The organism is Methanobrevibacter sp. (assembly GCF_045112895.1).
Classification (GTDB): Archaea; Methanobacteriota; Methanobacteria; order Methanobacteriales; family Methanobacteriaceae; genus Methanocatella.
Genome location: NZ_JBGUIH010000004.1, coordinates 25,897 through 52,759, shown reverse-complemented (window position 1 = coordinate 52,759; position 26,863 = coordinate 25,897). Strand labels below are relative to the sequence as shown.

Here is a 26,863-nt window from a genome sequence, read left to right as displayed (position 1 = left end):
TTTAAAAATCCCTTACAGAATGGTTGAAAATAATTCAAAAATTATAAATATGTTCAAGCATTATCTAATAATATGATAGAAACAGACTGGTTTAAATTTGAAGACAGGGATTATGATTTCCCGTTCTATAACAAGAATCCATACATTCCCAAATGGGGTTGGATTGTTTTATTCTTTGTGTTTTTCATTGGATTTTTCTTGTCAATATCCGACAAGATTCACTTTTCAATATTGGGATGTATAGTGTTTATTGTTCCTGTATTGTATTTTTTGAAATGGGATTATAAGGCGATATTTAGAATGCCTTCCCGCAGAGATTTTGTTCTTATAGTGGCTCTTTTTGCCGGATATATGATATATGCATTGGTTGTCGGTTCAATATTGGAGCAAGTTGGAATAGTCAGCAGCGGAACCGTTGATCCAGAATCCATAGATGTCATGTCGCTATTTGCTTCAATATTTTCAATATTGGGTGAAGAATTCATTAAGTTCATTCCATTCATGTTTTTCTTGAGAGTGATTTACAAATATTCAAATAACCGTAAATTATCCGTAATCATTTCCGTTGCTTTAATAATGGTAATGTTTGCATCCATACATGCGTATGATCCTATCATGTTCATATTTGCACTCTTCATACAGGGCTTTGGCTCAATATTTGAGTTCTATGGATACATTAAGACTAAGAACATCATGGTTCCATATCTTACTCATTTATTAACGGATGAGTTTATTTTCATAATGTTATTGCTTGGATTTATCTAAAAATTATGGTATCGTAAAGAAATAGCATGTTAAAGTAATTCAGTTTATAAAGCTGAAGTTTTGAAAAACAAAAAATGGGCCCGACGGGAATTGAACCCGCGACGACAAGGTTAAGAGCCAAGCGCTCTGCCAGACTGAGCTACGGGCCCCATTGAAAAAATTTTTTACAAGAATACGATATTATTTATCATTTACTATATTTAACTATTTTGTTTTTATTTAAGTCCAACATCAGAATCCAAATCTAAAAAAATCATTGTTGTAACTATCAAAATCAACTACTAAATGAAAAGAAAAAAATATGTTAATGTTATTAGTGAATAGTCATATTTGAGAATAAATTCAGCACTCCCACTCCAATAATGATTAATAAAAGCCCAATGATTGCAGCCCAATCCGGTGTTTGTTTAAATGCAATAATGCCGACAAGTGTCACAAGCACTATTCCTAATGCTGACCAAATTGCATAAGCAATTCCAATTGGAACTGTTTTTAAGCAGTTGCTAAGGCAATAAAATGAAAGTATATATAGTATGATTGACGCTATGGTAGGTAAAAGTTTGCTAAAGCCATTAGAAACTTTTAATAGTGTTGTAGCGCTTGTTTCAAATAAAATGGCAAGTAAAAGAAAAATCATATTATTCATTTTAGATAACTCCTGTCCTATTAAATCTTTTTTCTATTAACAAATATAATTATGGTTTAAGCATCCATAAATTTCTTTTCAATGTTAAGTTTCTTCAATCACACCAATCAAAGGAAGATGTTCGAAAATCATTACTAAAGATTTCACCAAAAATAAGGAAATAGTCCTATCCGGAGTCGAACCGGAGTCACAAGTTCCAGAGACTCGTATGATTGCCATTACACCATAGGACTAGAAATTACATTAAGTTTTAGAATCCAATTCATCAAAAAATATCATAAATTTTGAATTCTATTAATTTGTATATTATTCATTGATATAAAATTTTTCTATTTTTTTTTGAAAGTAATGAAGAATTATGGAGACTTCAGGGGTTACATAATTAATCACAATTTATTTTTAATATCATCCAATTCTTGTTCTAATTTATCAACTTTATCCTTATATTCCTTTAATTCTTGTGACATTTCAATTATCCTATCAGTATTTATATCAATCATGTCACTATTGGTTGAGATTTTATCAGTGTTGTCATTAACCGTATACATTAGATTGGAAAAACTTTTCTTAAAGTAAAGCCCAATCCATACTCTAAAATTAAAAATGGAATTCCCTGACTAAAATTGCAGTAATGTATGGTGAAAAAAGATCCTCCACCATTGGAATAGAGCACATAGCTAAAACGCCAATTGTTTCCTATTTCAATTGTAAGACCAATCATAGCAAGAATGAAAGCAAATGTCGAACCCCATTTCGAATTTGATTCATTTATGTTCTCCTAGGTTTATTTGTAAAAATTACACTAAATGCAAGAACAACATCCATATAATGTTGGATATTGCAATCAGATGGAATAAAAGATGGTTCTCTCTTGGAGTATACCGCATAACTGAAACGTCAGATATTGCCTAATCCCCTGCTGCACCAACCATTGTGAGGATAAATGCAATATGGAATTCCTTTGTGTTTGCTTCACTATCTTTTTTTACCTATTATATTATGTTTTTTTTAATAAATAATTAATTAAAAATTGAGGAAATAGTTATATGTCAAAACTTAATAAACTTACGCATTAGCATAATTTAATTCACGTTCACGAACCAATTTGAAGTAAGAAATACATCCTATTGAAACAGTAATGAGTTGTATAATCACTGATGTGAAGTCAAATACGTACCAGAAATAGATTGCATAGAATGATTCGTTAATGATAAAGCTAAGCTTAATCCATTTAATGTCCTTGCATATGTAATTGCATATTGTAATTTGAATTGTTGCAACTATTGGAATCAAACCGATAATGCCCAGGTTATTTACTGCAAAACCAATTACTGTAGATATGATAACGAAAAATATTGCCCAATGAATGGTGAATTTATCTTTATAAACCATACATAACCTTATTGTAACTATTGTCATCACAACAACGCCAACGTATGAATTAAAGAAAAATGATGCAAATATCAAGATAAAAGTATTTAATATTTGATATTTGTATGCTTTTTTATCATCATTTACCCATAAACTAAATATTACAAAAATTCCGGCAAACAATGAAATAAGGTTACCTACAATAATGTTCCATGGCAAATACATGATTAATCACAATTAATTTTTAATATCACTCAATTTTCGCTCTAATTTATCACTTTATCCCTGTGTGGCATTCAATTGTTAATATATACTATTTTTTACCATATATATGTTTAATTTTTTTTTTACTTTTTAATAAACATAATCTTTTTATAGAACTTACAATGATTGAAGATTTTAATTAATTTAATAAAACAAAGCTTATTATGAAACTTTCATGGGGTGATATGTTGTTGACATTAATGCCGATGAGATTGAAAATCAAACTTGCTTCAACCTAGACATATAATAGCAGGGTTTTTCCAAAGCAATTATCATGTCCCAAATGGCTGATGTTATGCCACATTTTAAATTTATAAAATTCCAAATAGTTATATTGAGGTGGATTGAAAAATGGCAGACTTAAATTTTGATCATGAAAGAATAATGTTCACGCCTGCTTTGCTCTACATTGACTACATTAATTTGCATTTTAAGAACTATCTAAAAAAGAATTATGAGGATATCACTCCTTATGACCCTACGTATCTTGCTAATATTTTCTACAATCCGAACTGTTCTCAAAAGGATTTGGCTGAGTTATTGTTTGTAAGTGAATCAAATGTCGCCCAAATAATTAAGAGACTTGAAAGAAATGGATTGGTAAAACGGGAGGTTGATGAGAAAAACAAAAGCCGCAGAATTTTAAATTTAACAGAAAAAGGAAAGGAACTTCATTTCACATTACTAAAAGAAACTTACGAAGTCGAAGCCAAATTCTTTGAAAATTATTCTCCAGAAGATGTTGAAAAATTCAAAAAAATGCTATACGATTATTCTCAACTGGCTATTAATTCATACTAAACTTTTATATATTATTTCAGATAAACCTTAAAATCAAGACTTAAGACTCTTAAGTCATCAATGTTTTAGGTGATAAATCATGTCAGATAAAGAAAAAACAATTGAATTTTTACAATTTTTAGTAACTGGTCTTGCTGCAAATTCATTCGGACACAGAATCCAATCAAAAATATTTGCAGGCCTAGGCTTCCAGTCTCTTGGAGACAAATACACAGCACATGCAACAGAAGAGCTGGATTTCGTCGAACAGTTCATGGACCGCATCCTTGATTTAGGGGGCGAACTCAAACAGGAAGCTGCACCTGAAGCACCAGTATTCACAGACATTGTCGAATTCATTGAACATGACTACAATGTATCCGTTGAAGGAATTGCCTATTTAAATGAGGTAATGGAATCTGGAATATTGGATACAACAACATATGACCTGATGAAAATATATCTCAAAGATGAAGAGGAAGACATGTACTGGTCAGAACAGCAGCTTGAACTGTGCAAGATGATTGGAAAGCAGAATTATCTGACACAACTATTAATCAATGATCAAAATGGAAATTAAAGCTATCAAAACATATGAAAACGGTTTCATGAAACAGACCTTCGCATTCGGCGGAGAAGAAGGCATGGACAAATTCGATGCTTCAGTAAAATATCGCTCAAGCATCCAGAACTACCTGATTGACACTGGAGATGAGGTAATCCTTGTGGATACTGACATACCGAGTGAAACTCCGCAGATGGAAGTGGATGAAAACACCCCCTTGTCAATGGGAGAGAGAATCAGCGACTATCTTACAGCACTCAACAATCTGGGATATAAGCCAGAAGACATAACAAAGATTCTGATTACTCATAAACACACAGATCACACCGGCGAGTTAAGGCAGTTTCCAAATGCCAAAGTATACATTTCAAAAACAGAAGCCGAAGAGATGAATCTCACAGGAGACAACATTGTCCCTGTTGAGTTCAGGGACGGGTCATATCATAACTTTGGAAAATCAGAAAAGATTGTCGATGGAGTGTATTTTATTGAGGCCGTTGGACATACAACAGGCAATAGCATTGTCATTGCAGAAGATGACGGGCTGTTCTATATGATTCATGGCGATGTAACCTATACAGATGAGGCATTGTATGAAAACAAGCTGTCAGTTGCTTTTGAAGATCTTGCAAAGGCAAGGGAAACCTTAGACAATGTCAGGGAGTTCATTAAAAACAATCCTACAGTATACCTGTCCACACATACTCCATTAGGTCATGAAAACCTTGAAAATAAAAAAGTCATTGATTTGGAAAATCCTCCGGAAAGTATTAATCCATAAATACTTTCTTTTCTATTTTTAATATTGTCCAACTCTATATCCAAATCTAAAAATACTTGTTGTTAATGTAAAACCAACTGTTAAATGAAAAATAAAATCGATATTAATTATATATAACTTGAAATTTAAAATATTAATTAAGTATTATTTGGAGAGGATTATATGAAAGGAGAGGTATATTACGGAAAAGGTATCCGCGAGCTGGAAGACGAAAACGAAGATTTGTATAACCTTGTAACCGATATGAACAATGTTGTATGGAACGGCAAAGTATTGGATTACAAAACTCAAAAGCTAATTGCAATCGGCATTACCGCTTCCCGTGCTGACCCTAGGGCTACCAAAAAGCAAATCAGAAGCGCTATTGAAGTATTGGGCATTACTAAAGAGGAAATTGTGGATGTCTTGAGAGTTGTTCTATTGACTTCAGGTATGCCAGCATTTTCCAAATCACTTCAGATATTGAATAGTGTAACTGAAGCCATTGAAGAAGAAAGGGAAGACAAAGCTTAGGATTTCTCTTATTTTTTTTAGAGTATTAGTGTAGTATAGAGTACTAGAAGTATTGTAAATCCTATATAGCAAATCATTCCGGGATTTATGAATGCTGTTCTTAAAGGATTTGCCAATTCTATTTTTGGTTTTATTTTTGTCAAATCCGCTTTTTTATAATTGACAAGCCCCAGCAATCCGAAAAGCATCGCTGTAATAATCAATATTATATAAATCAGTATGATGCTTATGTCAAACCCTGCATATGTTCCCTGTGCGATTGCATTTGCGCTTTCCACTACAAATAGGCTGAAAACCGATCCTATCAGATTAAGGGATATGTGCAGTACGATTGTATAGATGATGTTTCCTGTTTTTATGTAGACATAGGCGAAGAATCCACCCAGCAGGAATGCATAAAAGAACTGATTTAAGTTTCCATGCATCAGTCCGAATAGTGTTGCGGACAGTATTATTGAAATTCTAGCCCCATATTTTATGGTTCTGTCAATTAGAAGTTTTCTAAACAGTATCTCTTCAAAGATAGGTCCGATAATGCTGATTATTATCAAATTCAGCAGGATGTCCGTTGAGTTTATTAGAGTCTGTATCGGGTTGGCGATATCGCTTTGAATTGCCTCTCCGATAGCAAATGTTATTGCGAGTCCAAGGACATTTCCTATTATCATTAATGTATAACTAATGCAAAAGTATAGCAGGAATGTCTTAGTGTTTAATGACTCTTTTTCTATGTTCTCGCTATCTAATTTTTTCATTAGGAATATCAAAATTGGAAATGGCAAAATATAATTGCAGATTGCGGACAATATGACTTTCATATTGTAATCATTGGCTATTTGCGCATTTCCCATAATCTTGAAAATAATAAATGGGAATGCGATTGTGCATATTGCGTATATCAGATAGTTGAACCCTATCTTTGAGAAGAATTTTTGATTTGAATTCAATATTTCACCATTGTTTTTTATATCAATATTGTCATGTTGGCATATTTAAGCGTTATATATTTTAGGTATTCCTAAACTTTATATAATGCTTTTTACAAAATATAATAACAGGATTAAAATATTTTTAGGTATACCTAAACTATTTTAATTGAAAATTGTATAAGGATTGTATTAAAATGAGACATGAAGAAATTTTTGACAAATGTGTTGAACATAAACACGCACTTCTTTTTGCAGCAGGAATAGCAACTGCAATTGTGGGTAAAAAAGTATTGGAATCTAAAACTGTAAAAGATGCAGCAACAAAAGGCATGGCTGATGTTATGGCAATCAGAAAAGATGCCGAAGAGTGTTTTGAAGACATGAAACAGAATGCAGAAGACATTGTTGAAGATGCTAATGCTGAAACCAAAAAAGAAATTTATGTCGAAGCTAGAGAATAATTTATTTTCAAGGTTAAAAAATGAAATATCAAGTAATGTATGACAACGGATCTCGTTTAAGGCTTCGTTCAGGCCAATGTGCGTTCACTAAAAAAGAGGGATATGGTCTGGCTTCATTACTTTTGAATCAAGGTTTTATACATGAGGTGCACACCTCCCATAGGAACGGAAGCATCCTGATATACTATGATGAGGGCATTGAAAACAAACAGAGGATATTCGAAATTTTAGACAACATTACATTGGATGATTTATTTGAAGCTGAACCGACACAAATACAGACTTCAAATGAGATAACCGGTAATTTTTATCTGAAATTGACTAAAATGATTTTTCACAGGGGAATCTATAAATTGTTCCTGCCGGTGCCTTTAAGAAATGCATTAACTATCTATCATGCCACAAAATATATCTGGAATGGTCTCGATAGCTTAACCAGCTTCAATGTTGATGTCGCTCTGCTTGATGGGGCGGCAGTTACAGGAGCATTATTGCATAAACATTATAAGCCGGCCAGTTCTATGATGTTCTTATTGTCTATCTCCGATGCATTGGAAGACTACACAATACAAAAGGCCAAAAGCACTCTTAAGGATAGTTTGGCTTTAAACATTGATACTGTATGGGTAGTAGGAGAAGACGGTGAGGAAAAGCAATGTCCTGCTGTTGATATTGACAAGGGGGATAGGATTAAAATCCATATGGGTGATGTGATACCTGTCGATGGAAAGGTAATCGAAGGAGAAGCAATGGTAAATGAGGCTTCAATGACTGGAGAGCCATTGGCTGTTCATAAAATGCCTGGCAAGACAGTTCATGCAGGAACTGTAATCGAAGAAGGCAATCTGATTGTTGAAGTCTATTCGATGAATAAGGAAACAAGACTAAATAAGATTATCGATTTGATTGAAAATTCAGAGGAGCTTAAGGCGGATACTCAAAGCAAGGCTGAAAAGCTTGCCGATTCAATCGTTCCATACAGTTTCATTGCTACGGCTCTCACATATTTAATTACAAGAAACCCAACGAAGGCATTGTCTGTGCTGATGGTTGACTTTTCATGCGCTATTAAGTTAACGACACCATTATCCATTATTTCTGCAATGCGCGAGGCATCCGATAATAAAATGATGGTCAAAGGCGGAAAATTCCTGGAGAATTATGCAAATGCAGACACAATTGTATTCGATAAGACAGGAACATTGACTAATGCAACTCCAAAGGTAGTTGATGTAATTCCGATGTCAAGAAGATACAAGCGTGATGACATCTTGAGGATGGCCGCATGCATTGAAGAGCATTTTGCACATAGCATTGCCACAGCTATTGTAAAACAGGCTAAAGAAGAAGGTCTCAAGCATGAAGAGGATCACAGTGAAGTCGAATACATTGTAGCTCATGGTATTGTAACTGAATATGAAGGAAAACGTGCAGTAATCGGATCAAAGCATTTCCTGTTTGATGATGAGAAGGTCAAGGTTACTAAAACACAAGAGAAAAAGATTGCCAAAAAGGCAGCCGAACACTCTGTAGTCTACTTGGGCATCGATGGAAAGCTTGAAGGTCTGATATGCATTGATGATCCTGTACGTGAAGAGGCAAAACATGTCATTGAAGAACTAAAGAGATTAGGCATTGAAAATGTCATAATGCTTACTGGAGACAGTGAAAGCGGTGCCCGTGCCGGTGCCAAAGCATTAGGCATTACAGAGTATCGCTCACAGGTGCTTCCTGAAGACAAATCAAAGATTGTTGAAGAACTTAAATCAGAAGGCAAAACCGTAATCATGGTTGGGGATGGAATTAATGATTCACCAGCACTCGCAGTAGCTGATGTATCCGTTTCAATGAAGCATTCATCAGATATAGCTCGCGAAGTGGCAGACATATCATTATTGTCCGATGATTTGTATGACCTTGTAACGCTTAGAAAACTGAGTGTTGGAATGCTTGACAAGATTAATAAGAACTACCATCATATTGTAGCGGTTAACGGTTCACTTCTTGTTTTAGGAGTTTTAGGTGTTATCCCTCCATCAACATCTTCAATGATACATAACCTGTCTACAATGTTGTTTGGTGCGATGAGCACTAAATCGGTATTAGACGATAAAGATTTTATGCATGGGATTGAAGTAGAAGCTATTGAAGTAGCTGATGCTTCATAATTTTTTTCTTTTTACTTGATTTTTTTTAAAGTTTTTATACTATTAAAGTAATAATTTATTATTGTATAAAATTTTTTATAAGTGATTTAATGTACGAGAATTATAGAAGCAAATTGATTTCATTAATTTTACCAATTGTCATAATTATTTTCTGGTATTTGATTACTGATGGATTTCATATAGTTAATCCATATATTTTACCAAGCCCTATTGAGGTCTGTAATTCAGCTTGGAATTTGATTTTATCAGGTAAGCTTCTAAAAAATACTATGGATTCATTGTTTAAGGTATTCGGCGGTCTGATTCTTGCAGCTATTGTTGCAATCCCGTTGGGAGTTTTGCTTGGATGGTACAAAACTCTGGAAGATTTATGCAGTTTTGTAATAAGTATCCTAAGGCCGATTCCTCCTATTGCATGGATTCCGTTTTCAATCTTATGGTTTGGTATTGGTACTCTTCCGGCAATATTCATCATTTTCATGGGTTGCGTTTTCCCGATTTTAGTCTATACACTAGATGGGGTAAAAAGAACGGACAAGGTTTTAATTGAATCTGCTCAGACTTTAGGTGCAAGTGACAGTAAAGTGCTTACACGTGTTGTGCTGCCGTCCGTTTTCCCAAATATTGTGTCCGGGCTTAAAGTGGGTGTTGGAATAGCATTGATGTGTACCATATCTGCAGAAATGATTGGTTCAAGTTCAGGTTTGGGATATATGATTCTCCAGGCTACAAGCCGTTTTGATCCTGGTACCACTGTTGTAGGTATGATTGTTATTGGTTTAATTGGTTTGATTTTAGATTATGTTTTCGGATTAGCTCAAAAGAGGATATTCTGGTAGGTGTTTGAATGGCAATCGAAATAAAAAATATTAACAAATCCTTTGAAGGCAAACATAAGAAAAATTTAGCTGTATTGAAGGATATTAACTTAACAATTAATGATGGTGAGTTAATCTGTCTTTTAGGTCCATCAGGATGCGGTAAAACAACCCTTTTAAGATTGATAGCTGGTCTTGAACATCCGACTTCAGGTGAAATCATTGCCAATGGAGAAGTTGTAAAGAAACCTTCAGGAGACAGAGCCGTTATCTTCCAGCAATACTCATTATTCCCATGGTTGACTGTGCTTCAGAATGTTACTTTTGGTTTGGAAATGACTAAAAAGGGAACAAAAGAAGAAAATGTTGCCGCTGCTGAAAGATATCTTGAAAGTGTAGGTTTGATTGACTTTAAGGATAGCTATCCTCATGAACTTTCCGGTGGTATGAAGCAAAGGGTTGCTATTATCAGGTCATTGCTCAATCATTCGCCGATTCTGCTTATGGATGAGCCGTTTTCTGCTGTGGATATGCAAACCAGACACAAGCTTCAGGAACAGCTGATTGGGGTTTGGAAAAGATTCGAAAACACCATAGTCTTTGTAACTCACGATGTTGATGAAGCAGTTTATCTGGCTGATAAAATCGTGATTCTTGATAAAAATCCTGGAAGAATTGCCAGAATTGTTGAGGTTGATATCGAAAGGCCTAGAAAAAGGGATTCAAAAGAATTTATAAAAGTTCAAGAATCTATTGTTAAAGATTTAGATATGGAGAAATAGTTAGAGTTTAGCTATTAATGTTCCATAATTTCCATTTTTTATTCCCTCATAAACATAATCGAGGGCTTTTAATATTGATGTGTTCAAATCGTTGTTTTTTGCAAGATAAGCTACAATGGCAGAGGATAAATTGCACCCTGTTCCGTGTAGGTTGTCTGTTTTTATTAATTCTTGTTTTACAATATTGACTTTGCCTTTGACAGTAATGGTGTTAATTCCATCCAAATGGCCGCCTGTTATAATGTTGTCGCAAATAATCTTTTTGGATGCTTCTATTGCATCTTCTTTAGTTTTTATTTCAATATTAGTTAATTTTTCCGCTTCTGAAATGTTGGGGGTTGTTAATATAGCCTGTGGTAGAAGATACTTGTTCATTGCATCTGCCAAATCTTCCCTTGTCAAATCTCCGCCGGATGTTGCAACCATAACCGGATCGACTACTGCCTTAAGGCCATATTCCCTAATCTTTTTTGAAACCAATTTGATTATATCAGGAGAGTACAGCATTCCTGTTTTTATGAATTTAACTTCATATGAATCAAGAACAGCATCAATCTGCTCTTCAATGTAATCTTCGCTAACTGGAAATGTTGAAAAGAATTTATATGGGTTTTGTGCAGTAAGGGCAGTCACAACACCAGTCCCGTAGACTCCTATTGCCTGGAATGTTTTCAAATCAGCGAAAACGCCTGCACCGCCTGACGGATCAACTCCTGCAATGGACATCACTATCATCTAATCATCTCTAGTTACTTTTAGTCTTTCACTGCCACGGAATGGCTCTACTGTCACTTTAAGCTCTTTCAGGTATTTTCTTGTGTGAGTATTCTTTCCATGAAGCATTATTTCACCCAAATCTTCAGCAGTATTCACGTCCAATGCCATAAAGAATGAATCATGGACTTGAGGATTTAATTTTTTCCTCTCGGCCGCTTTGATGTGCTCTTCGTAGCTGAATCCCTCAAATCTTGTGTGAATCGCCATAGGCTTCATGATTATCATATTGGTTCCGCCGCCTTTTGCCGGAACAATTATGAAATCCAAGCTTTTTGATGCTTCAATCAGCATTGCAATATTGGTCTTTCCAATCAATGGAATGTCGGAAGGGACGATGATGATTTTCTTTGTTTTTCCCTCACAATATTTCATCGCCTGTTTCAATGCTTTGTTCAGGTTGGAATTGTCATTTTCAAGTATGGTGGTCACGTTCAAGCTTTCGGCATATTTCAACACCTGTTCGTCCCTGCTGATGATAATGATCTTATCAACATGCTTTCTTAACGTATCGGTTACATCTCGAAGCATCGCTTTTAGGAGATTTTCCCTTTCATCCTCTGATAAAAATGGGGAAAGCCTGGTTTTGGCATTTTTGAACTTGGTAACCGGAATTATCGCATATATTTCATCCATAAAATCACTTAATAAGTTTTAGCTATTAAAGCAATATATTTGGCATCCTTTCCGCTGGCTATGCATTTGCCTTCAGAAACCTCTTCCTGAATACCTAAAACGTCATAACCTGTTTTTTCTTCAATCTCATGGCCGACATCCTCTTCTCCGCACCAGTAGAACTTGACGACATTGCCCGCTTCAACCAGGTCACTCACTTCATCCAAACTGTTTGCAAACTTGATGTGCTCTTCCTGGAAGCTCCATGCTGCAGTAGAAAGGTTTTCAGAAGTTTTGTCAAGCAGATCAATAACATTATCAGCCAAATTATCATCTAATGAGAGCTCTATCTTTTCGCCTTCGTCTCTTCTCATGGCTATTGTAATGTTGTTTTCCAGGTCACGTGGTCCAAGCTCGAGCTTGACCGGAGTTCCTTTCAGCTCCCAATCGAAGAATTTCTTGCCCGGCCGGATGTCCCTGTCATCAATGTTTACTCTCAAGCCTTTGGCTTCCAGTTGCTCTTTGATTTCACTGCATTTTGCTAAAACCTCTTCTCTTCCTTTTTTGAATAGGATTGGAATGATTGTGACTTGGTTAGGGGATACTTTAGGTGGAAGTCTAAGTCCTTTCTCTTCACCATGGACTGAAATGACAGAAGCTATTACCCTGTCGGATACTCCTGCACAGGTTTGATAGACATATTTGTGTTCTCCGTCCTTATCTTCAAAGGTAATGTCGAAAGTCTTTGCGAAAGTCTGGCCTAAGTTGTGGATTGTACCAATCTGCAGGGTTTTCCCGTTTGGCATGATGACGTCAAATGCCATTGTGTAGTCTGCACCGGGGAACTTGTCCCATTCCGGCCTTTTGGAAATCAGGTATGGGATTCCCAAATCATCAAAGAACTCTTTGTATATTTCAATGAAGTCTTGGATTTGTTCATCAGATTCTTCCTTTGTTGCATGAGCTGTATGAGCTTCTTTAAAGGTTGTAATTTCTCTCACACGTATTAATGGTCTTGTATGTTTGGTTTCATATCTGAATGTATTCACGATTTGATAGTATTTTATCGGAAGGTCAATGTGTGACCTGATCCATAGGGCATACATAGGATACATTGCGGTTTCGCTTGTAGGCCTTAAGGCCAGTTGTTCATTCAATTCGGTCTGGCCGCCTTTTGTAATCCAGTATACCTCATCTTCAAATCCTTTAACGTGTATTCCCTCTTTTGCAAGTTCGGTTTCAGGAATGAGCATTGGGAACAGTACCTCTTCATGGTCTTTATCCAATAAGTTTTTAATAATGTTCATTGTGTGTTTTCTTATCTGAAAACCGTATGGCATCCATATAGCCATTCCCTTGATAGGATATCTTGAATCAGTAATGTTTGCCTTTTCTAGAATATCATGAAACCATTCGTCAAAATTTTCCACCATATCACCTAATATTTTTTATAATATTAACTTATTTGTTTTTAATAAGTATTAAATTTAATTAAAAGAAAGTTTTTTAAATTATTTTATGCATATATATTAATGTTAATTTAGTTTTAGGGGATATTATGAGCAATAGAAAAATACAAATGCCGCGTGAAGTTTACATTGATCCAGGTATTATAAAAGATACTGGTGAAATATGCAAGTCTTTGCATTTGGATAACAAGATTTTGATTGTTACTGGGGCTCATACATATGATGTGGGTGCAAAACCAGTAATAGAAAGCCTTGAAAAGGATGGTATTGACTATGATGTCATTAAAGTCAACAATGCATCTGAAGAATCAATATCTGAAGTTGAAGAATTGATTACACCTGACACCACAGTTTTAGGCGTTGGCGGGGGAAAAGTAATTGATGTAGCCAAGTTATCTTCATTTAATCAGGGAGTCTATTTTGTATCCATGCCGACAACCGCTTCACACGATGGTATCGTATCTCCTATGGCATCAATAAAAAATCCCGATACTTCAATATCCGTTAGGGCTCACTCCCCGATAGCGGTCATTGCAGATTCTGAAATCCTGGCTCAATCTCCATTCAGGCTATTGGCTGCAGGATGCGCAGATTTGATGGCTAACTTTACGGCCATTAAAGATTGGGAACTGGCACACAGGCTGAAAAACGAATCATTCAGCGAATCGGCAGCTGCATTATCAATAATGTCTGCACACTTGATTACTGATAATATCGCCAATATCAAGCCTAATCTTGAACCTAGTGCCCGAATTGTCATGAAATCACTTTTCAGCGGAGGAATGGCAATCAGCATTGCAGGCTCATCACGCCCTGCAAGCGGATCTGAGCATCTGTTTTCTCATGCATTGGATAAAATCTTAGATAAACCCGCACTTCATGGTGAGCAATGCGGTATCGGTACAATAATGATGATGTATCTTCATGGCGGAGACTGGAAAGCCATTAAAAGTTCACTTGAAGCTGTTCAGGCTCCAACAAAAGCTTCTCAAATTGGCATTGCAGATGAAGACATTATTGATGCATTGGTCATGGCTCATCAAATCAGACCTGAAAGATATACAATTTTGGGAGACAATGGAATCTCAAAAGATGCTGCTTATGAATTAGCTTATAAAACAGAGGTGATTTAATGATAACATTAATCGGTAAGGATTTGGCAAAGAAAGGTCAGGAATTTGTTTTTTTAGGTCCCGCTCCGGAATGTGAAGACTGTAGGTTTAAATCATCCTGTGTCGGAAACCTTGAACTCAATAGGAAATATGTTGTAGTTGATGTTAAGGACAATGAACAGAAGTGCCAGATTCATGCAGAGGGCATTGTGGTTCCTGTTGAAGTAGATAGGGCTAAAATTGACATATTGACCACATCTAAAAATATTTTTGAAGGGTCAACATTCACATATAATGCTCTCGATTGTGATGAAAAATGTGATTTTCATGATTTATGTTTCCCTGATGGTTTGGCCGAAAACGATAAGTGCATAGTTTTGGAAAATAAAGGAAAACATAAGGAAAAATGTAAAAAAGGTTATAATCTCAATAAACTCAATTTAGGATTTGTGGTATAAATGAAAAATGCGAGTAGCAATGACTCCAGTAAAAAGAATGCAGGTTACAAGGCTGCCGAATATGTAGAAGACGGAATGGTTTTAGGACTTGGTACAGGTTCAACTACACATTATTTCATTGAAAAGGTAGGTATGAGAATCAGAGATGAGGGAATTAGCGTAAAGGGCATTCCAACTTCATTCCAATCATTGTTGATAGCCAAGCAATGGAACATTCCAATCACAACCTTGGAGGAAAATGATGTTGACTTGTCAGTTGACGGTGCTGATGAAGTGGACGGTGAATTTAACTTGATTAAAGGTGGAGGAGCGGCCCACACCAAAGAGAAGATTGTCGACTATGCCGCAAAGGAGTTCATTGTCATTGTGGATGAATCCAAAGTTGTGGAGGAGTTAGGCAGTTTCCCGGTTCCTGTTGAAGTGTTGCCTGATGCATCCCGTATGGTCATAAAGGAATTGGAGGATATGGGTGCCAAATGCGAAATAAGAATGGCGCAGAGAAAGGACGGGCCTGTAATAACCGACAACGGCAATTTCGTAATCGATGCAAAATTTGACAAGATTGAATCCCCACAACACTTGGAAATCGATTTGAATACAATTCCTGGAGTTGTTGAAAACGGTATTTTCTCACAGATGGTTGATAAGGTCATTGTAGGAACTCCCGAAGGAACCAAAGAATTATAGGTGATATTGTGCCAATTCGCGGCGGCATGCCATTTTATGATTTGAAGGATATCGGTTACAAGATGGCTTTTATATTCGGAGCTTTAATTGTAATCTATGGCGTTTTATGGTTGCTTGCAGAGTTAGGAGTAATTCCAGCAATAATATTTGCGATATTCCCACAAATAGTTCTTATTCTTATTGGAATATTCATAATGTATTTGGCATTAGATCATAAAAAGAAATATTATTAATTTTTTTAAAAAAAGAAAAATTAAAAGAGATTTTTCAATCTCTTCTATTTTTTAACGGTTATTTTTACTTTTTTACTGCTTGCAGTGTAGTATTTTGTTGCAGCAAATTTAACAGTTGCAGTGTATTTGCCTTTTTTAGTCAATTTGGTAATTTTGAAAGTAGCTTTACCATTTTTGTTGGTAGTTGCTTTTACTATTTTTTTACCTTTGATTTTAAGTGTGACTTTGGCTTTTGCAATTGCCTTACCGGATTTTGTTTTTAAAGTAATTGTGTACTTTTTGGTTTTGGTTTTAGCTTTGAAAGTCTTTTTAGCAGCTGTTATCTTTGTTGCTTGTTTGGTGACTTTGATTGTCACTGTTTTGCTGGTTGCTTTGTATTTATCATCGCCAGCAAATTTGATGGTTGCTTTTTTAGAGCCAGTTTTTGTAGCTTTTAATGTAACTTTAGCAACACCATTTGAATTGGTTGTTGCGGTATATTTTTTACCATTATAGGTTACAGTTATTTTTTTGCCGGCTATAGCTTTACCGTTTGCATCCTTGAGAGTCACGGAATATTTGTAACCTGAAACAATAGTTTTTAGATATACTGTTTTGCCGGATGCTGTAAACGCAGTTTTACTTCTGTCATCTTTTACAACAATGGTAGCTTCTGCATTTCCTGCTTTGTTATAGTAATCACTTGGTGTATGTACTGTTGCAGTGTAGTTTCCAGGTGTTAATGCTAAATCAACTGAAGCTACACCATTTGCATTGGTTGCAACGTTGTATACGTCATTGCCAATAGTAATAGTTGCAGTTTTATTTGCTATTGCTTTTCCTTTGCTGTCCTTCAATGCAATTTCAAAAGTGCCTTTCTTATATCCAACAGTCACGTTATTTGCAGTTAAGTCTACAGCTTGGGAGTCTTTGTAAACTCCTTGTACGCTTTCTGCATCACCATATCTGCTTTCGGATTGCACAACAAAGTATTCAAATGTAGGTGGGAATGGCAATTTGTCCGGTTTGAATGTATTCGCACCGATTGTTACATCATGATATCCTCCACCAAGCAGAATAGCAATTCTGCTTCCGCTTAAAGTATTGTTGAATATGGTTTCATTATAAGATCCGTAACAGGTGATTGAACTGATTTTTGAGTTTAGAATTGTATTTCCATAAACTTTGTGTCCGTAGGAGTGTAAAAGGTAAATTCCTTCTTTTGCACCGGATACGGTATTGTTGAATACGGTAACGCCAAATCCTGCTGGGAATCTTACATCAATTCCGTGGTTTTTAGCATTGGTTACAGTATTGTTGACAATAAGTGACTGTTTTGATCCGAAACATATTATACCAGTTGTGTATTGATTTTTAACAATATTGTTTGTAATTATTGAATTAGGACATCCTCTTTGTTGGTATCCTGCGAAAATACCCCATGATGCACCGTCAATGGTACATCCGGTAACAGTAAGGTTTTTGCTGTTTTCCGCATAGATACATGCACTGGTGTATCCGCGTTCCATAGGTTTATTATATCCTGGGTAGTTGCTAACAATATTCAAATCACTGATTACTGCACCGGTATTGTTAACTGAGTATAGTACGGCGGAGTATTGGATTGCGTATCCTCCAACTGTTGTGTTTTTAGTGATTTTTTCAGGGATAGCATCTAAGTCTAAAGTGCTTATACCTTTTAAGGTTGCATTATTACCGATAATTTTGATATTTTTATCTATATAAAGACAAATATCTTTAAATACCGCATTTTTCTCAAATACTAATGTATCCCCATCATTCATTTTATTAATTTTGTTTTGTATTTGTGAATTGGTCATTCCAGCAGATATTGTTACTTGTTTTCCGGTTGGTTTTAAAAGGTTTTTGTAGTCAACAACAACTTTTTCAGGGGTTTCAATTCCTGTGTATTCTACATAGGTTACATTTGTTAAGCTGCTGTCGCTGTAAGTTCCCATCATTGCGGAAGCGCTTGCGTAATCGCCTTTTGCTTCAGCAACATAGAATACAAATGATGGTGGCATTGGCAATGTATCCAATTTCCATTCGTTTTCACCGATTGTGATGTTGTTGTATCCGGTATAGGTACCGCCAACAGGAGCCCCTCCTCCTAAAAGGATTCCAATTCTTGAGTTTTGTAATTTGTTATTTTTGATTGTGATATGGCTTGCACCACAGCATGTTATTGAACTTAATGTACAGTTAATGATAGTATTTCCAGTAACAGTATGTTTTGCAGAGTGCAATAGGTAGATTCCTTCTTTAGATCCAATTACGGTATTGTTTAAAACTTTTACAGCTGGTCCAAGACCATGTCTTGCATCAATTCCGTGGTTTTTAGCATTAATTACAGTGTTGTTTCTTATTATAGTTCTTGGTGATTGGAAGTTGAAGATTCCAGTAATTCCTTGGTTTTGCACTTTACTATTTTCTATGATTCCATCCGCACAATTTTGGAACCAGATACCCCAGGAACACCCGTTGATTGTGATATTTGAGATTTTTGTATGATTGGACCAATAGTTATAGATTACACAGTTGCTGTATCTTGCATCCGCTCCTTTATCAGTTCCACTGTTTGCACCGGCAACGATATTAATGTCTTTTAAAACTAATCCGTCGGTTTTTAGGATATATAATGTTGCAAGGTTGGTAATGGCATATCCACCGTTTGTTGTTTTATCTTGAATTATAGGGGATATGGTGGCATTTGACAGTTTATCATAACCATATAATGTTGCACCATTACCATTAATTGTAACGCTCTTGTTTACATACAAGGAAATGTTTTTATATTCTCCCTTTTCGAAGTTTAAAACATCCCCATCTTTAAGGCTATTTATTTTTTCTTGAATTTGATTATTATCATCTGCCGTATTAATTGTAACTTCCTTTGCAGCTAATGAGTCAGTGTCTTCTACTGATAGAACATCACTTTCTGTAGTATCGTTATCTGCAATATCTTCTGCTGATACAACACTTGCACTTAAGAATACAATTAATATTAACGAGATAATTAATATTAAACTCTTCTTGTTCATAATTTTCCTCTTTGAATGATTTTTATCCAATTACTTAATTCTATAAATAAAAAAAATTTAATCGATAAGTAATTACTTTTATATTGATTTTCATATTATTTAAATTGAAATGTCTTAAAATCTTAATATAACATTGTTAACCATTCTTATTCTATGAAATTGTATTTATATCGTTGTTATTTTAGAATATAATGCCGTTATATAGGTTAGATTTATATATATTAGACATCAAAATTAATATCGTTAGTCAATAACATATATATGGATAATTTTTAGTTTACTAATAAAATTATTCCGATTTTAAAAAATAATAGTTGGGAAGTTTTTTAATATGGATAAAAATGCTTTTAATCTTTTTTTCATATCATTAATGTTCTTATTCTTGCTTTCTTCAGTTAGTGCTATGGATGTTCAGGATAGCAATATGACTATTGTTTCTAGTGGTGACAGTTATAATATAATCACATCCAATTTATCAAATGAAGATATCCAGCTGAAATTTGATAATGCAGACGATGGGGATACTTTTGAATTTACAGATGAGAAATATGATAATATTTCTTTAATTGTAGATAAAAAATTAAATGTCATTTCTAAAAATAATAGTCTTGTATATGCATCTAACCAAATAACTGATAGGGCAAAGGATTTGGGAATAGACAAAACTTTCGGATTTTATTTTACATCAAATAGCGCCGGCAGTGTATTGTCAGGAATAACAATTATCGCTTCCGATAGTGATTATGGCGTTGTTGTTGATAATGCAAGGAATATCAAAATTAAAGATAATAAAGTTGTTGGAGGAGCAAATAGTTTATTGATAAGGAATTCCAATGATTTCACTGTATCTAATAATGATTTTTCAAAAGCTAAGGAAGACGGTTTAAAACTTCAAAATGTCAAAAATAGCCTAATCGAAAATAATAATATTTCATATAATAAAAAATCAGGAATTGAGACCACAAATATGCATTATTGCAATATCACTAATAATACAATCCATCACAATGATCTAAATGGAATTACTGTGAATGGCATATCTTCACATAATTTGATTAATCGCAATGATGTTTATGAAAACACCAATGGTGTTTATATTAATTCCACATCAACCTATGATGAAGTCAAATCCAACTCAATGACAAGCAATAGGAAGGATCCCCGTTCCATTATGGGAGGATTTGAAACAGGTAACGGTTTTCTATTAGGAAGCGGATTTAAAAGTTCCGGAAAATCAATACTGAAAGTCGAATATAATTATTTGGCTCATAACGAATTTTTCCAGGCCAAAAACTATTGGGAAAATGAGAATTATGAAATGGGACAAAACTGGTATGATTCCAATGATCCGTCAAATACCTTTGTCTGCCCAAGGCTTTTGGCATCCCTAATGAAACTGGATACATTATCAATCAGCAATACCCTTTCACTTCAGTTAAAAGATTCTTCAGGCAAAGCCGTCAATGAATTTGCAACATTCCAAACAAAAGTTGAAGTTGATGGAAATCAGTATACCGTTACAGTCAATAACGGTCAGGCAACGGTCGTAAAAGACTTGGACCCTACTGTTGACCATGATGTTCAAGTTGAAATCGGCGGCCAATTCTATAAGTATGACTATAAGGCCTCTGGGGATAAAGGAGAATCCCAAGATTCAAAATCTTCTGATTCAACCGATGGCGAAAGGGGTTCTCAAAATTATAATGGGGACGGCGGAACTTCAGACATTAGTGGTGATTCCAATTATCATGGCAATTCCCAAGGCGGAAATTCCTCACAGTCACATATAGCAAATTCAGATAAGTCTGGCAATTACGGAACAAACAGTTCTGACATCCCATCTCAGGATACTTCTGATAATGGAGAAAATGCATTATCCAATGGAGATTTGGATGCAGGAGATACTGGAAGCGGAAGTGAATCTCAAGAAGGAAAATCATATGAACTTGTACCTCCTGTCACAACCGCTAAAGAGCTCACCAATACATCCGGACTTATAGTGCTTGCTATTTTATCTTTAATGGCTTGTCTTATCTATGGATATAGAAGCAAATATGATGAAGATGATTTCTGATTAACTTTTTTCTTTTTTTCTTTTATTTTTATTAACCCGTATTTACAGATTATTATTAATGACAGTCAAAACTCATTCTTTTAAAATTGATACAAATAAAAACTTTGAAATAATTGATATTACTTCAGAAGTTAATGGATTGATTGATATTGAAGAGGGCATTGTGTCTATCTTTTCAAGGCATTCCACTTCTGCTATCGTTGTCAATGAAAATGAAAGTGGGTTATTGAAGGATTTTGAATTTATGCTCGCCAATCTAATCACTGATGAATTCAGTTACCAACATGATAGAATTGACAATAATGCAAAATCACACTTGAAATCATTTTTGCTTTCATCAAGCGAATGCTTGCCGGTTAAAAATGGGAAATTGGATTTGGGCACATGGCAATCGCTATTTTTTGTCGAATTAGATGGGCCAAGACGCAACAGAACAGTAACTTTGACAATGGTTGGTGAATAATTGAAGAAATGGACAATAATCCTAATAGCTATTATAATTTTCTTGCTTATTTTGATAATAATCTTTAATAATTATGATGCCGCACCACAGTTGAGCAATTACTCTCAAACTGAAATACAAATGAGAAAACTGTGGTATTGAAAAAAAGAATTGTTGAGTTTAATTGTTCTTAAACTCAATTTCAAAAGCAATTACAGGATATTCCAAAGTGAAGTTTGTAATCACTTCAGGTGAAACTTCACCGAAGAACCCTTTGACTGTACCTTTTTCAGCTTCGCCGACAACATCAGCAGCCCTTCCTTCAATGAAAGTCTTGTTTTCGCTGTCGCTGATTTCCATTGAATAGCCCAAGTTTGATAGGACGCTGGTTACAATGGACTTGATTTCGGTAAAGTTGGCAGTTGAGTGACAGACCAATGCAGCCAGTTTTTTGGAAGCGACGGTCTTGTTTTCTTTTGTCTCATCAATGTATAAAACGTCTCCGATTTCAAATATCTTTTGAGGCAGGTCTTCATGCTTGTTGTCCTCTAAGAATTCCATCAAGGAGTTGATTAAGCTGGTTCTTATCATGGTCCTGTCGATTGTAATCGGCCTTGCGACCTGCACGTGAGGCTCTTCCGGTTGGTTCATCTTTTCGTAATGCGCTTCCTCGTTTGTAAGCATCAGGCTCATGACTTCCTGGAATCCAAGTGCAATCATCACTTCACGGATTATGCCTTCAGCCTTAAACCAGTCGTTTTCATAAGCGACGGTGTTGATGTCAGGCAGTTCAGCCACTACATCGTTAATGTGGTATTGAACGGCAATGTTTTCAACAACATCGACTTCGTGCAATATGTCTACCCTGTAAGCTGGAATAATGGCTTTGACTTCATTGTCATCAATGATTTCAGCATCAAAACGAGCTTTCAGCAATAGTCCTTTGATGTCCTCTGCTGTAAGGTCGGTTCCGCCAATCAATTCGTTTGCGGTATCAACATGAACGTTCATCTCTTGCGGAGTCAAGTCAGGGCTTACGATTGTTTTATCAGCATATCTTACTTCCATTGAACTAATTTGGCCTCCAACTTCAGCAAATGATGAGCAGATGATATTCAATGCCTGATTGACAGCCCTTTCGTCAGTACCGGTCACATCAACAATGATGTTTTTGGTGTCTTCCCTAAGTTTAGTCAACTCTCCGTTGATGATTGGAGGCATGGATAAAACATTATCATCTTTGTCTAGAATCAATGGATATTTATCAAATTTTTCAATTAAATGGGCATAAGCCTTACCTTTGTCATGTTCTGTTAATATTTCATCAGGAGTCATTTCGCTGTCCTTTTCCAAAGGAACAAATGCATTTGCATCCTTCGGTGTTGCAATGTATTTGAATGGTCCTTCAACAACATCTGCATTGTGGATACCGATAGCCACTTTTTTCCTGTCCCTTCCGATTACCCAGTGGAGGTTTTCCTGGAAATCCATAACGTATTTGAGTTTATCGCCGGTAAAGTCAACATTATCAATTTTTGCAAAGCCGATGAATGGCCTTATTTCCGCTACATCCTCATCTACAGTAACATACTCGCCGGATTCTTCAACCTTATAATCCGGAAAACCGATTTCTTGGCCAATAAATCCTTTAAAAGATCTAGCTACTCCTTCAACAGACAAGTTATCCGGTCTGTTAGGGAAGAATTCCACTTTGATTTCCTCATCGTCAAAGTCTTCGATATCGCTGGACATCATCGGTAAGGTGTCTATCAGTTCATCTTTATCCATATCTATTCCTAAATCTTTTAAATCCTGATATTTGAATGTTATAACTGGCATTTAATAACTCCATTTAATGTTTTTTTAAAATCCAAAGAGTAAAATGAAAAATAGAGATTCTACAACAAAGTGGAGAGCTCTATGTTCTAATTCACCCATATTGCGTATGAATACGGTATGGGTCACATCCACTACAAAATGAATCAGGGCCGCTAGAATTCCAATAGTCGGGTTTAGGAAAACTATTGTGAGGACTACAAAATGGAATCCTGCTTCCATTATTTCGTGCACTACCCATGTTTGCCATGTTGAGTGTGTGGATTGCTGGATTAGGCCACCTAACACAATGTAGAAGTTATTCAATACTTTCCACATGAGGGTGGTATGCAGTAAATCGCTTATAGCCAATACAATAGCAACATAAAACCATATCAGATTCATTTTTTTAACAGTCCTTTTTTTATTAATTGATAATATTAATAATTTGATTTTATTGTATAATATACTTATCTATATTTAATATTTTTACTTAATATTTTTAAATAATAAACTACATATTTAATAATATTATTTTTACTTAATTATTTTAGGAGAAAATACATGGCAAATAAAGAAATTCCTAAAGACTATGATTTTAAAAAAGAAAAAGAGTGGGAGCAAAAATGGGAAGATGAAAACGTCTACAAATACATTGGAGACGGATCTCGTCCTAGATATGTTATAGATACTCCCCCACCATACCCAACAGGAGCAATCCATTTAGGACATGTCCTGAATTGGGTCTATATGGATATGGATGCAAGATACAGAAGACAAAAAGGATATGATGTGCTGTTCCCGCAGGGATGGGACTGCCACGGTCTTCCAACTGAAGTGAAAGTTGAAGAAACTTATAATATTAAGAAAAATGATGTTTCAAGAGCACAGTTCAGACAATACTGTATTGATTTAACCGGCAAGAACATTGCAAGCATGAAAAAGGACATGAAAGCGATGGGCTATTCCCAAGATTGGACCCGCGAGTTTGTGACAATGACTCCGGAGTACATGAGAAAGACACAATATTCATTCCTGAAAATGTATGAAGACGGACTTATTTATCAAGGAAAACACCCTGTAAACTGGTGTCCTCGTTGTCAGACAGCTATCGCTTTTGCGGAAGTTGAATATGGTGATAATACTACCTTCTTAAATTACGTTAACTTCCCTCCTGCAGTAGAAGATTCATATGAGGATATCGCATCTTCACAGGAGTCAGGCAAACAGGCCGACCCTAAGGAGGAGGGCATTTTGATTGCAACAACCCGTCCTGAACTGATGTCTGCATGTGTGGCTGTTGTAATCCACCCTGAAGATGAAAGATACGCTCACCTTTTAGGCAAATATGTTGAAGTGCCACTCTCACATCAAAAAGTAAAAATCATTGCAGATGAAGAAGTGGATCCGGAATTCGGTACAGGTGCAGTAATGATTTGTACATTCGGGGACAAGACTGACGTAAGTTGGGTTCAGAAATATAATCTCGAAGTCATTGATGTCATGGATGATGCAGGCACATTGACCGCTGCTGCTGGAAGATATGAAGGAATGGACTTGCAAACCTGTAAAAAACAAACCATAGAAGATTTGGATGCTGAAGGATATCTGTTAAAACAGGAAGAGGTTGACCAAAATGTGGGACAATGTTGGAGATGCAAAACTCCTGTTGAAATTCTTCTTAAGGAACAATGGTTTGTAGCAGTCCGTGAGTTAATTGAAAAGACCAAAGTTGCAGCAGATGAAATGAGGTGGGTGCCAGAGCACATGAAATCCCGTATGGTAAACTGGGCGGATTCCATGGATTGGGACTGGTGTATCTCAAGGCAAAGGATATTTGCAACTCCAATTCCAGTATGGTACTGTAAGGACTGTGGAGCCGTAATTTTACCTGATGCTGAAGACTTGCCAATAGATCCAACAGTAGATAAACCTAAACATGCATGTGAATGCGGATGTGAAGAGTTTATCCCTGAAGTAGATGTACTTGATACATGGATGGATTCATCCATTTCACCACTATCCATTGCAGGATGGCCTGATGAAGATTATGTAAATCATTTTCCATCAAACCTCCGTCCGCAAGGACACGATATCATCCGTACATGGGCATTTTACACTACTTTAAGATGCATTGCATTGACCGGTCAAAAGCCGTTCAATGATATTGTAATCAACGGTATGGTATTCGGTGAAGACGGAAACAAGATGAGTAAGTCAAGGCCTGAATTTGTGGTTGGCCCTGAAGAGGTTATTGAAAAGTACGGTGCCGATCCTTTAAGGACTTGGGCGGCCAACAGCGTACCGGGTTCTGATGTAATCTTTGACTGGAAGGATATCAAGCATGGATACAGGTTCCTCAGAAAATTCTGGAATGCTTTCAGGTTCATCAGTATGCAAATCTTTGATGAAGAAGTGTCCTATGAAGACGTCAAGGACAATCTCGGACCGATTGACTTATGGATTTTGTCCAAACTCAACAACTTGAATATCATTGTAGACGAAGCATTTGCAGACTACAACTTTGCGGTGACAATCACTTCCATTGAAAGGTTCTTCTGGCATGATTTCTGTGATGAATACATTGAAGCCGTTAAATACAGATTATATACTGATGTTTCAGATGAATCAAGAAGGGCTGCAAAATACACATTAAGAACTGTTGTTGAGACTTCATTGAAATTAATGGCTCCGATTGCACCATTCTTCACTGAAGAGGTATACCAATACTTCTCCGATGAGTCAATTCACGCAACCTTATGGCCTGAAGTCCACGAGGAATTAATCAGCGAAGAGATGGAAGTCAAAGGTGAAACCACCATTGAGCTTATCGATGAAGTCAGAAGATTCAAGTCAGCTTCCAAGATTCCATTGAATGCGGAGCTTGCCGAAGTGAATGTATACACTTCAGACGATTCATTGGTTGAAATCTTCAACGAATTCGAAGACGACATCAAGGGCACATTGAAAATTAAGGATTTGGCAATCAGCCAAGGAAAACCTGAAGTTCATGAGAAGGTCATTGAAGTTGAACCTGACATGTCTCAAATCGGACCGACATTCAAGAAGGATGCCGGCAAAATCATAGGTTATCTGAAATCAACTGATGTTGAAGAAATAGGTTCCATTTTGGAAGAAAACAATGAACTCACAATCGGAGAGATTGTAGTTCCTGCAGACATGTTGAATGTCAAAAAGGAGATTGTTGGAGCATCCGGTAAAAAAGTGGATATCCTGCAATCCGAAAACTTGGATATGATTGTTGAAGTAATCAGATGATTGCTTCTCAAATTTTCTTTT

28 protein-coding genes and 1 tRNA gene are annotated in these 26,863 nt (G+C 35.8%); 16 read left to right on the top strand and 13 right to left on the bottom strand.

Features of this window, described 5'->3' with window-relative positions; genetic code table 11:
- Positions 1-72: 72 nt before the first annotated feature.
- The gene (locus ACJMLD_RS00930; RefSeq protein ID WP_405267089.1) at positions 73-765 is read left to right on the top strand and encodes a hypothetical protein; all 693 of its coding nucleotides are present in this window, start codon (positions 73-75) and stop codon (positions 763-765) included.
- A gap of 75 nt (positions 766-840) precedes the next feature.
- On the opposite strand, the gene ACJMLD_RS00925 is transcribed toward ACJMLD_RS00930, so the two are convergent.
- The 6 genes from ACJMLD_RS00925 to ACJMLD_RS00900 all read right to left on the bottom strand — a co-directional run bounded on the left by ACJMLD_RS00925 (position 841) and on the right by ACJMLD_RS00900 (position 3,007).
- Positions 841-914 (bottom strand) — tRNA-Lys (locus tag ACJMLD_RS00925).
- Between the two features lie 164 nt (positions 915-1,078).
- Positions 1,079-1,411, bottom strand: coding sequence for a DMT family transporter (locus tag ACJMLD_RS00920; RefSeq protein ID WP_405267087.1), 333 nt, complete (start codon positions 1,409-1,411; stop codon positions 1,079-1,081).
- 84 nt (positions 1,412-1,495) lie between these two features.
- Complete coding sequence (locus tag ACJMLD_RS00915) at positions 1,496-1,630, bottom strand: hypothetical protein (protein WP_405267085.1); 135 nt, start codon at positions 1,628-1,630, stop codon at positions 1,496-1,498.
- A 167-nt stretch (positions 1,631-1,797) separates the two neighbouring features.
- Positions 1,798-1,959, bottom strand: a complete 162-nt coding sequence (locus ACJMLD_RS00910) for a hypothetical protein (protein ID WP_405267083.1) — start codon at positions 1,957-1,959, stop codon at positions 1,798-1,800.
- Positions 1,959-2,132: a hypothetical protein gene (locus ACJMLD_RS00905; protein ID WP_405267082.1), complete on the bottom strand. Its 174-nt coding sequence runs from the start codon at positions 2,130-2,132 to the stop codon at positions 1,959-1,961. Before ACJMLD_RS00905 ends, ACJMLD_RS00910 begins: the two co-directional genes overlap by 1 nt.
- 344 nt (positions 2,133-2,476) lie before the next feature.
- Positions 2,477-3,007, bottom strand: a complete 531-nt coding sequence (locus ACJMLD_RS00900) for a YgjV family protein (protein ID WP_405267080.1) — start codon at positions 3,005-3,007, stop codon at positions 2,477-2,479.
- Between the two features lie 390 nt (positions 3,008-3,397).
- On the opposite strand from ACJMLD_RS00900, the gene ACJMLD_RS00895 reads away from it, so the two are divergent.
- From ACJMLD_RS00895 to ACJMLD_RS00880, 4 genes are all read left to right on the top strand, one after another.
- Positions 3,398-3,847 carry a MarR family winged helix-turn-helix transcriptional regulator gene (locus tag ACJMLD_RS00895; RefSeq protein WP_405267078.1) on the top strand — a complete coding sequence of 150 codons (450 nt, stop codon included), beginning with the start codon at positions 3,398-3,400 and terminating at the stop codon, positions 3,845-3,847.
- A gap of 79 nt (positions 3,848-3,926) precedes the next feature.
- Positions 3,927-4,406, top strand: a complete 480-nt coding sequence (locus tag ACJMLD_RS00890; protein WP_405267076.1) for a bacterioferritin — start codon at positions 3,927-3,929, stop codon at positions 4,404-4,406.
- A complete protein-coding gene (locus ACJMLD_RS00885; protein ID WP_405267074.1) occupies positions 4,396-5,172 on the top strand; it encodes an MBL fold metallo-hydrolase in 777 nt (258 codons plus the stop codon). The genes ACJMLD_RS00890 and ACJMLD_RS00885 overlap by 11 nt, the downstream gene beginning before the upstream one ends.
- Positions 5,173-5,334: 162 nt before the next feature.
- On the top strand, positions 5,335-5,685 hold the full coding sequence (locus ACJMLD_RS00880) for a carboxymuconolactone decarboxylase family protein (protein ID WP_405267072.1): 351 nt from the start codon (positions 5,335-5,337) through the stop codon (positions 5,683-5,685).
- 17 nt (positions 5,686-5,702) lie between these two features.
- Here ACJMLD_RS00880 and ACJMLD_RS00875 read toward each other — a convergent pair whose 3' ends face one another.
- Positions 5,703-6,632: a CPBP family intramembrane glutamic endopeptidase gene (locus ACJMLD_RS00875; RefSeq protein WP_405267070.1), complete on the bottom strand. Its 930-nt coding sequence runs from the start codon at positions 6,630-6,632 to the stop codon at positions 5,703-5,705.
- 176 nt (positions 6,633-6,808) lie between these two features.
- Between ACJMLD_RS00875 and ACJMLD_RS00870 the strand changes: the two genes are divergently transcribed.
- The 4 genes from ACJMLD_RS00870 to ACJMLD_RS00855 all read left to right on the top strand — a co-directional run bounded on the left by ACJMLD_RS00870 (position 6,809) and on the right by ACJMLD_RS00855 (position 10,843).
- Positions 6,809-7,075, top strand: a complete 267-nt coding sequence (locus ACJMLD_RS00870) for a hypothetical protein (RefSeq protein ID WP_405267068.1) — start codon at positions 6,809-6,811, stop codon at positions 7,073-7,075.
- 20 nt (positions 7,076-7,095) lie between these two features.
- A complete protein-coding gene (locus ACJMLD_RS00865; RefSeq protein ID WP_405267066.1) occupies positions 7,096-9,243 on the top strand; it encodes a heavy metal translocating P-type ATPase in 2,148 nt (715 codons plus the stop codon).
- Between the two features lie 89 nt (positions 9,244-9,332).
- Positions 9,333-10,082: an ABC transporter permease gene (locus tag ACJMLD_RS00860; protein WP_405267064.1), complete on the top strand. Its 750-nt coding sequence runs from the start codon at positions 9,333-9,335 to the stop codon at positions 10,080-10,082.
- 8 nt (positions 10,083-10,090) lie between these two features.
- A complete protein-coding gene (locus tag ACJMLD_RS00855; protein ID WP_405267062.1) occupies positions 10,091-10,843 on the top strand; it encodes an ABC transporter ATP-binding protein in 753 nt (250 codons plus the stop codon).
- Here ACJMLD_RS00855 and thiD read toward each other — a convergent pair whose 3' ends face one another.
- Genes thiD through proS form a run of 3 tightly spaced genes read right to left on the bottom strand, consistent with a single transcriptional unit; the run spans position 10,844 to position 13,665 of the window.
- Complete coding sequence (thiD, locus tag ACJMLD_RS00850; protein WP_405267061.1) at positions 10,844-11,578, bottom strand: bifunctional hydroxymethylpyrimidine kinase/phosphomethylpyrimidine kinase; 735 nt, start codon at positions 11,576-11,578, stop codon at positions 10,844-10,846.
- Positions 11,579-12,253 carry a 2-phospho-L-lactate guanylyltransferase gene (gene cofC, locus ACJMLD_RS00845; RefSeq protein ID WP_405267059.1) on the bottom strand — a complete coding sequence of 225 codons (675 nt, stop codon included), beginning with the start codon at positions 12,251-12,253 and terminating at the stop codon, positions 11,579-11,581.
- An 8-nt stretch (positions 12,254-12,261) separates the two neighbouring features.
- Positions 12,262-13,665 carry a proline--tRNA ligase gene (proS, locus tag ACJMLD_RS00840; RefSeq protein ID WP_405267057.1) on the bottom strand — a complete coding sequence of 468 codons (1,404 nt, stop codon included), beginning with the start codon at positions 13,663-13,665 and terminating at the stop codon, positions 12,262-12,264.
- A gap of 125 nt (positions 13,666-13,790) precedes the next feature.
- Between proS and ACJMLD_RS00835 the strand changes: the two genes are divergently transcribed.
- Genes ACJMLD_RS00835 through ACJMLD_RS00820 form a run of 4 tightly spaced genes read left to right on the top strand, consistent with a single transcriptional unit; the run spans position 13,791 to position 16,191 of the window.
- Complete coding sequence (locus ACJMLD_RS00835) at positions 13,791-14,834, top strand: NAD(P)-dependent glycerol-1-phosphate dehydrogenase (RefSeq protein WP_405267055.1); 1,044 nt, start codon at positions 13,791-13,793, stop codon at positions 14,832-14,834.
- Entirely contained in the window at positions 14,834-15,271 is a 438-nt protein-coding gene (locus tag ACJMLD_RS00830; RefSeq protein ID WP_405267053.1) for a UPF0179 family protein, read from the top strand. Before ACJMLD_RS00835 ends, ACJMLD_RS00830 begins: the two co-directional genes overlap by 1 nt.
- Positions 15,272-15,958 (top strand): ribose-5-phosphate isomerase RpiA, encoded by a 687-nt coding sequence (gene rpiA, locus ACJMLD_RS00825; protein WP_405267051.1) that lies wholly within the window; start codon positions 15,272-15,274, stop codon positions 15,956-15,958.
- A gap of 8 nt (positions 15,959-15,966) precedes the next feature.
- Entirely contained in the window at positions 15,967-16,191 is a 225-nt protein-coding gene (locus ACJMLD_RS00820) for a hypothetical protein (protein WP_405267049.1), read from the top strand.
- A 44-nt stretch (positions 16,192-16,235) separates the two neighbouring features.
- Here the strand turns inward: ACJMLD_RS00820 and ACJMLD_RS00815 are convergent, their stop codons facing one another.
- Positions 16,236-19,232, bottom strand: coding sequence for a NosD domain-containing protein (locus tag ACJMLD_RS00815; protein ID WP_405267047.1), 2,997 nt, complete (start codon positions 19,230-19,232; stop codon positions 16,236-16,238).
- Between the two features lie 331 nt (positions 19,233-19,563).
- Between ACJMLD_RS00815 and ACJMLD_RS00810 the strand changes: the two genes are divergently transcribed.
- Together ACJMLD_RS00810 and ACJMLD_RS00805 are read left to right on the top strand one after the other, a co-directional pair.
- Positions 19,564-21,306, top strand: a complete 1,743-nt coding sequence (locus tag ACJMLD_RS00810) for a right-handed parallel beta-helix repeat-containing protein (protein ID WP_405267046.1) — start codon at positions 19,564-19,566, stop codon at positions 21,304-21,306.
- A 58-nt stretch (positions 21,307-21,364) separates the two neighbouring features.
- Positions 21,365-21,769, top strand: a complete 405-nt coding sequence (locus ACJMLD_RS00805) for a secondary thiamine-phosphate synthase enzyme YjbQ (protein ID WP_405267044.1) — start codon at positions 21,365-21,367, stop codon at positions 21,767-21,769.
- A 159-nt stretch (positions 21,770-21,928) separates the two neighbouring features.
- On the opposite strand, the gene pheT is transcribed toward ACJMLD_RS00805, so the two are convergent.
- The gene (pheT, locus tag ACJMLD_RS00800; RefSeq protein ID WP_405267042.1) at positions 21,929-23,587 is read right to left on the bottom strand and encodes a phenylalanine--tRNA ligase subunit beta; all 1,659 of its coding nucleotides are present in this window, start codon (positions 23,585-23,587) and stop codon (positions 21,929-21,931) included.
- 24 nt (positions 23,588-23,611) lie between these two features.
- The gene (locus ACJMLD_RS00795) at positions 23,612-23,968 is read right to left on the bottom strand and encodes a hypothetical protein (RefSeq protein ID WP_405267040.1); all 357 of its coding nucleotides are present in this window, start codon (positions 23,966-23,968) and stop codon (positions 23,612-23,614) included.
- A gap of 159 nt (positions 23,969-24,127) precedes the next feature.
- Between ACJMLD_RS00795 and ACJMLD_RS00790 the strand changes: the two genes are divergently transcribed.
- Positions 24,128-26,842: a valine--tRNA ligase gene (locus ACJMLD_RS00790; protein WP_405267038.1), complete on the top strand. Its 2,715-nt coding sequence runs from the start codon at positions 24,128-24,130 to the stop codon at positions 26,840-26,842.
- The last annotated feature ends 21 nt before the right edge of the window (positions 26,843-26,863 follow it).

What these genes read in the sequence shown, in the direction of transcription:
- ACJMLD_RS00930 (WP_405267089.1), top strand. Translation starts at nt 73, where the DNA reads ATGATAGAAACAGACTGGTTTAAATTTGAAGACAGGGATTATGATTTC.
- ACJMLD_RS00920 (WP_405267087.1), bottom strand. Translation starts at nt 1,411, where the DNA reads ATGAATAATATGATTTTTCTTTTACTTGCCATTTTATTTGAAACAAGC.
- ACJMLD_RS00915 (WP_405267085.1), bottom strand. Translation starts at nt 1,630, where the DNA reads ATGGCAATCATACGAGTCTCTGGAACTTGTGACTCCGGTTCGACTCCG.
- ACJMLD_RS00910 (WP_405267083.1), bottom strand. Translation starts at nt 1,959, where the DNA reads ATGTATACGGTTAATGACAACACTGATAAAATCTCAACCAATAGTGAC.
- ACJMLD_RS00905 (WP_405267082.1), bottom strand. Translation starts at nt 2,132, where the DNA reads ATGATTGGTCTTACAATTGAAATAGGAAACAATTGGCGTTTTAGCTAT.
- ACJMLD_RS00900 (WP_405267080.1), bottom strand. Translation starts at nt 3,007, where the DNA reads ATGTATTTGCCATGGAACATTATTGTAGGTAACCTTATTTCATTGTTT.
- ACJMLD_RS00895 (WP_405267078.1), top strand. Translation starts at nt 3,398, where the DNA reads ATGGCAGACTTAAATTTTGATCATGAAAGAATAATGTTCACGCCTGCT.
- ACJMLD_RS00890 (WP_405267076.1), top strand. Translation starts at nt 3,927, where the DNA reads ATGTCAGATAAAGAAAAAACAATTGAATTTTTACAATTTTTAGTAACT.
- ACJMLD_RS00885 (WP_405267074.1), top strand. Translation starts at nt 4,396, where the DNA reads ATGGAAATTAAAGCTATCAAAACATATGAAAACGGTTTCATGAAACAG.
- ACJMLD_RS00880 (WP_405267072.1), top strand. Translation starts at nt 5,335, where the DNA reads ATGAAAGGAGAGGTATATTACGGAAAAGGTATCCGCGAGCTGGAAGAC.
- ACJMLD_RS00870 (WP_405267068.1), top strand. Translation starts at nt 6,809, where the DNA reads ATGAGACATGAAGAAATTTTTGACAAATGTGTTGAACATAAACACGCA.
- ACJMLD_RS00865 (WP_405267066.1), top strand. Translation starts at nt 7,096, where the DNA reads ATGAAATATCAAGTAATGTATGACAACGGATCTCGTTTAAGGCTTCGT.
- ACJMLD_RS00860 (WP_405267064.1), top strand. Translation starts at nt 9,333, where the DNA reads ATGTACGAGAATTATAGAAGCAAATTGATTTCATTAATTTTACCAATT.
- ACJMLD_RS00855 (WP_405267062.1), top strand. Translation starts at nt 10,091, where the DNA reads ATGGCAATCGAAATAAAAAATATTAACAAATCCTTTGAAGGCAAACAT.
- thiD (WP_405267061.1), bottom strand. Translation starts at nt 11,578, where the DNA reads ATGATAGTGATGTCCATTGCAGGAGTTGATCCGTCAGGCGGTGCAGGC.
- cofC (WP_405267059.1), bottom strand. Translation starts at nt 12,253, where the DNA reads ATGGATGAAATATATGCGATAATTCCGGTTACCAAGTTCAAAAATGCC.
- proS (WP_405267057.1), bottom strand. Translation starts at nt 13,665, where the DNA reads ATGGTGGAAAATTTTGACGAATGGTTTCATGATATTCTAGAAAAGGCA.
- ACJMLD_RS00835 (WP_405267055.1), top strand. Translation starts at nt 13,791, where the DNA reads ATGAGCAATAGAAAAATACAAATGCCGCGTGAAGTTTACATTGATCCA.
- ACJMLD_RS00830 (WP_405267053.1), top strand. Translation starts at nt 14,834, where the DNA reads ATGATAACATTAATCGGTAAGGATTTGGCAAAGAAAGGTCAGGAATTT.
- rpiA (WP_405267051.1), top strand. Translation starts at nt 15,272, where the DNA reads ATGAAAAATGCGAGTAGCAATGACTCCAGTAAAAAGAATGCAGGTTAC.
- ACJMLD_RS00815 (WP_405267047.1), bottom strand. Translation starts at nt 19,232, where the DNA reads ATGAACAAGAAGAGTTTAATATTAATTATCTCGTTAATATTAATTGTA.
- ACJMLD_RS00810 (WP_405267046.1), top strand. Translation starts at nt 19,564, where the DNA reads ATGGATAAAAATGCTTTTAATCTTTTTTTCATATCATTAATGTTCTTA.
- ACJMLD_RS00805 (WP_405267044.1), top strand. Translation starts at nt 21,365, where the DNA reads ATGACAGTCAAAACTCATTCTTTTAAAATTGATACAAATAAAAACTTT.
- pheT (WP_405267042.1), bottom strand. Translation starts at nt 23,587, where the DNA reads ATGCCAGTTATAACATTCAAATATCAGGATTTAAAAGATTTAGGAATA.
- ACJMLD_RS00795 (WP_405267040.1), bottom strand. Translation starts at nt 23,968, where the DNA reads ATGAATCTGATATGGTTTTATGTTGCTATTGTATTGGCTATAAGCGAT.
- ACJMLD_RS00790 (WP_405267038.1), top strand. Translation starts at nt 24,128, where the DNA reads ATGGCAAATAAAGAAATTCCTAAAGACTATGATTTTAAAAAAGAAAAA.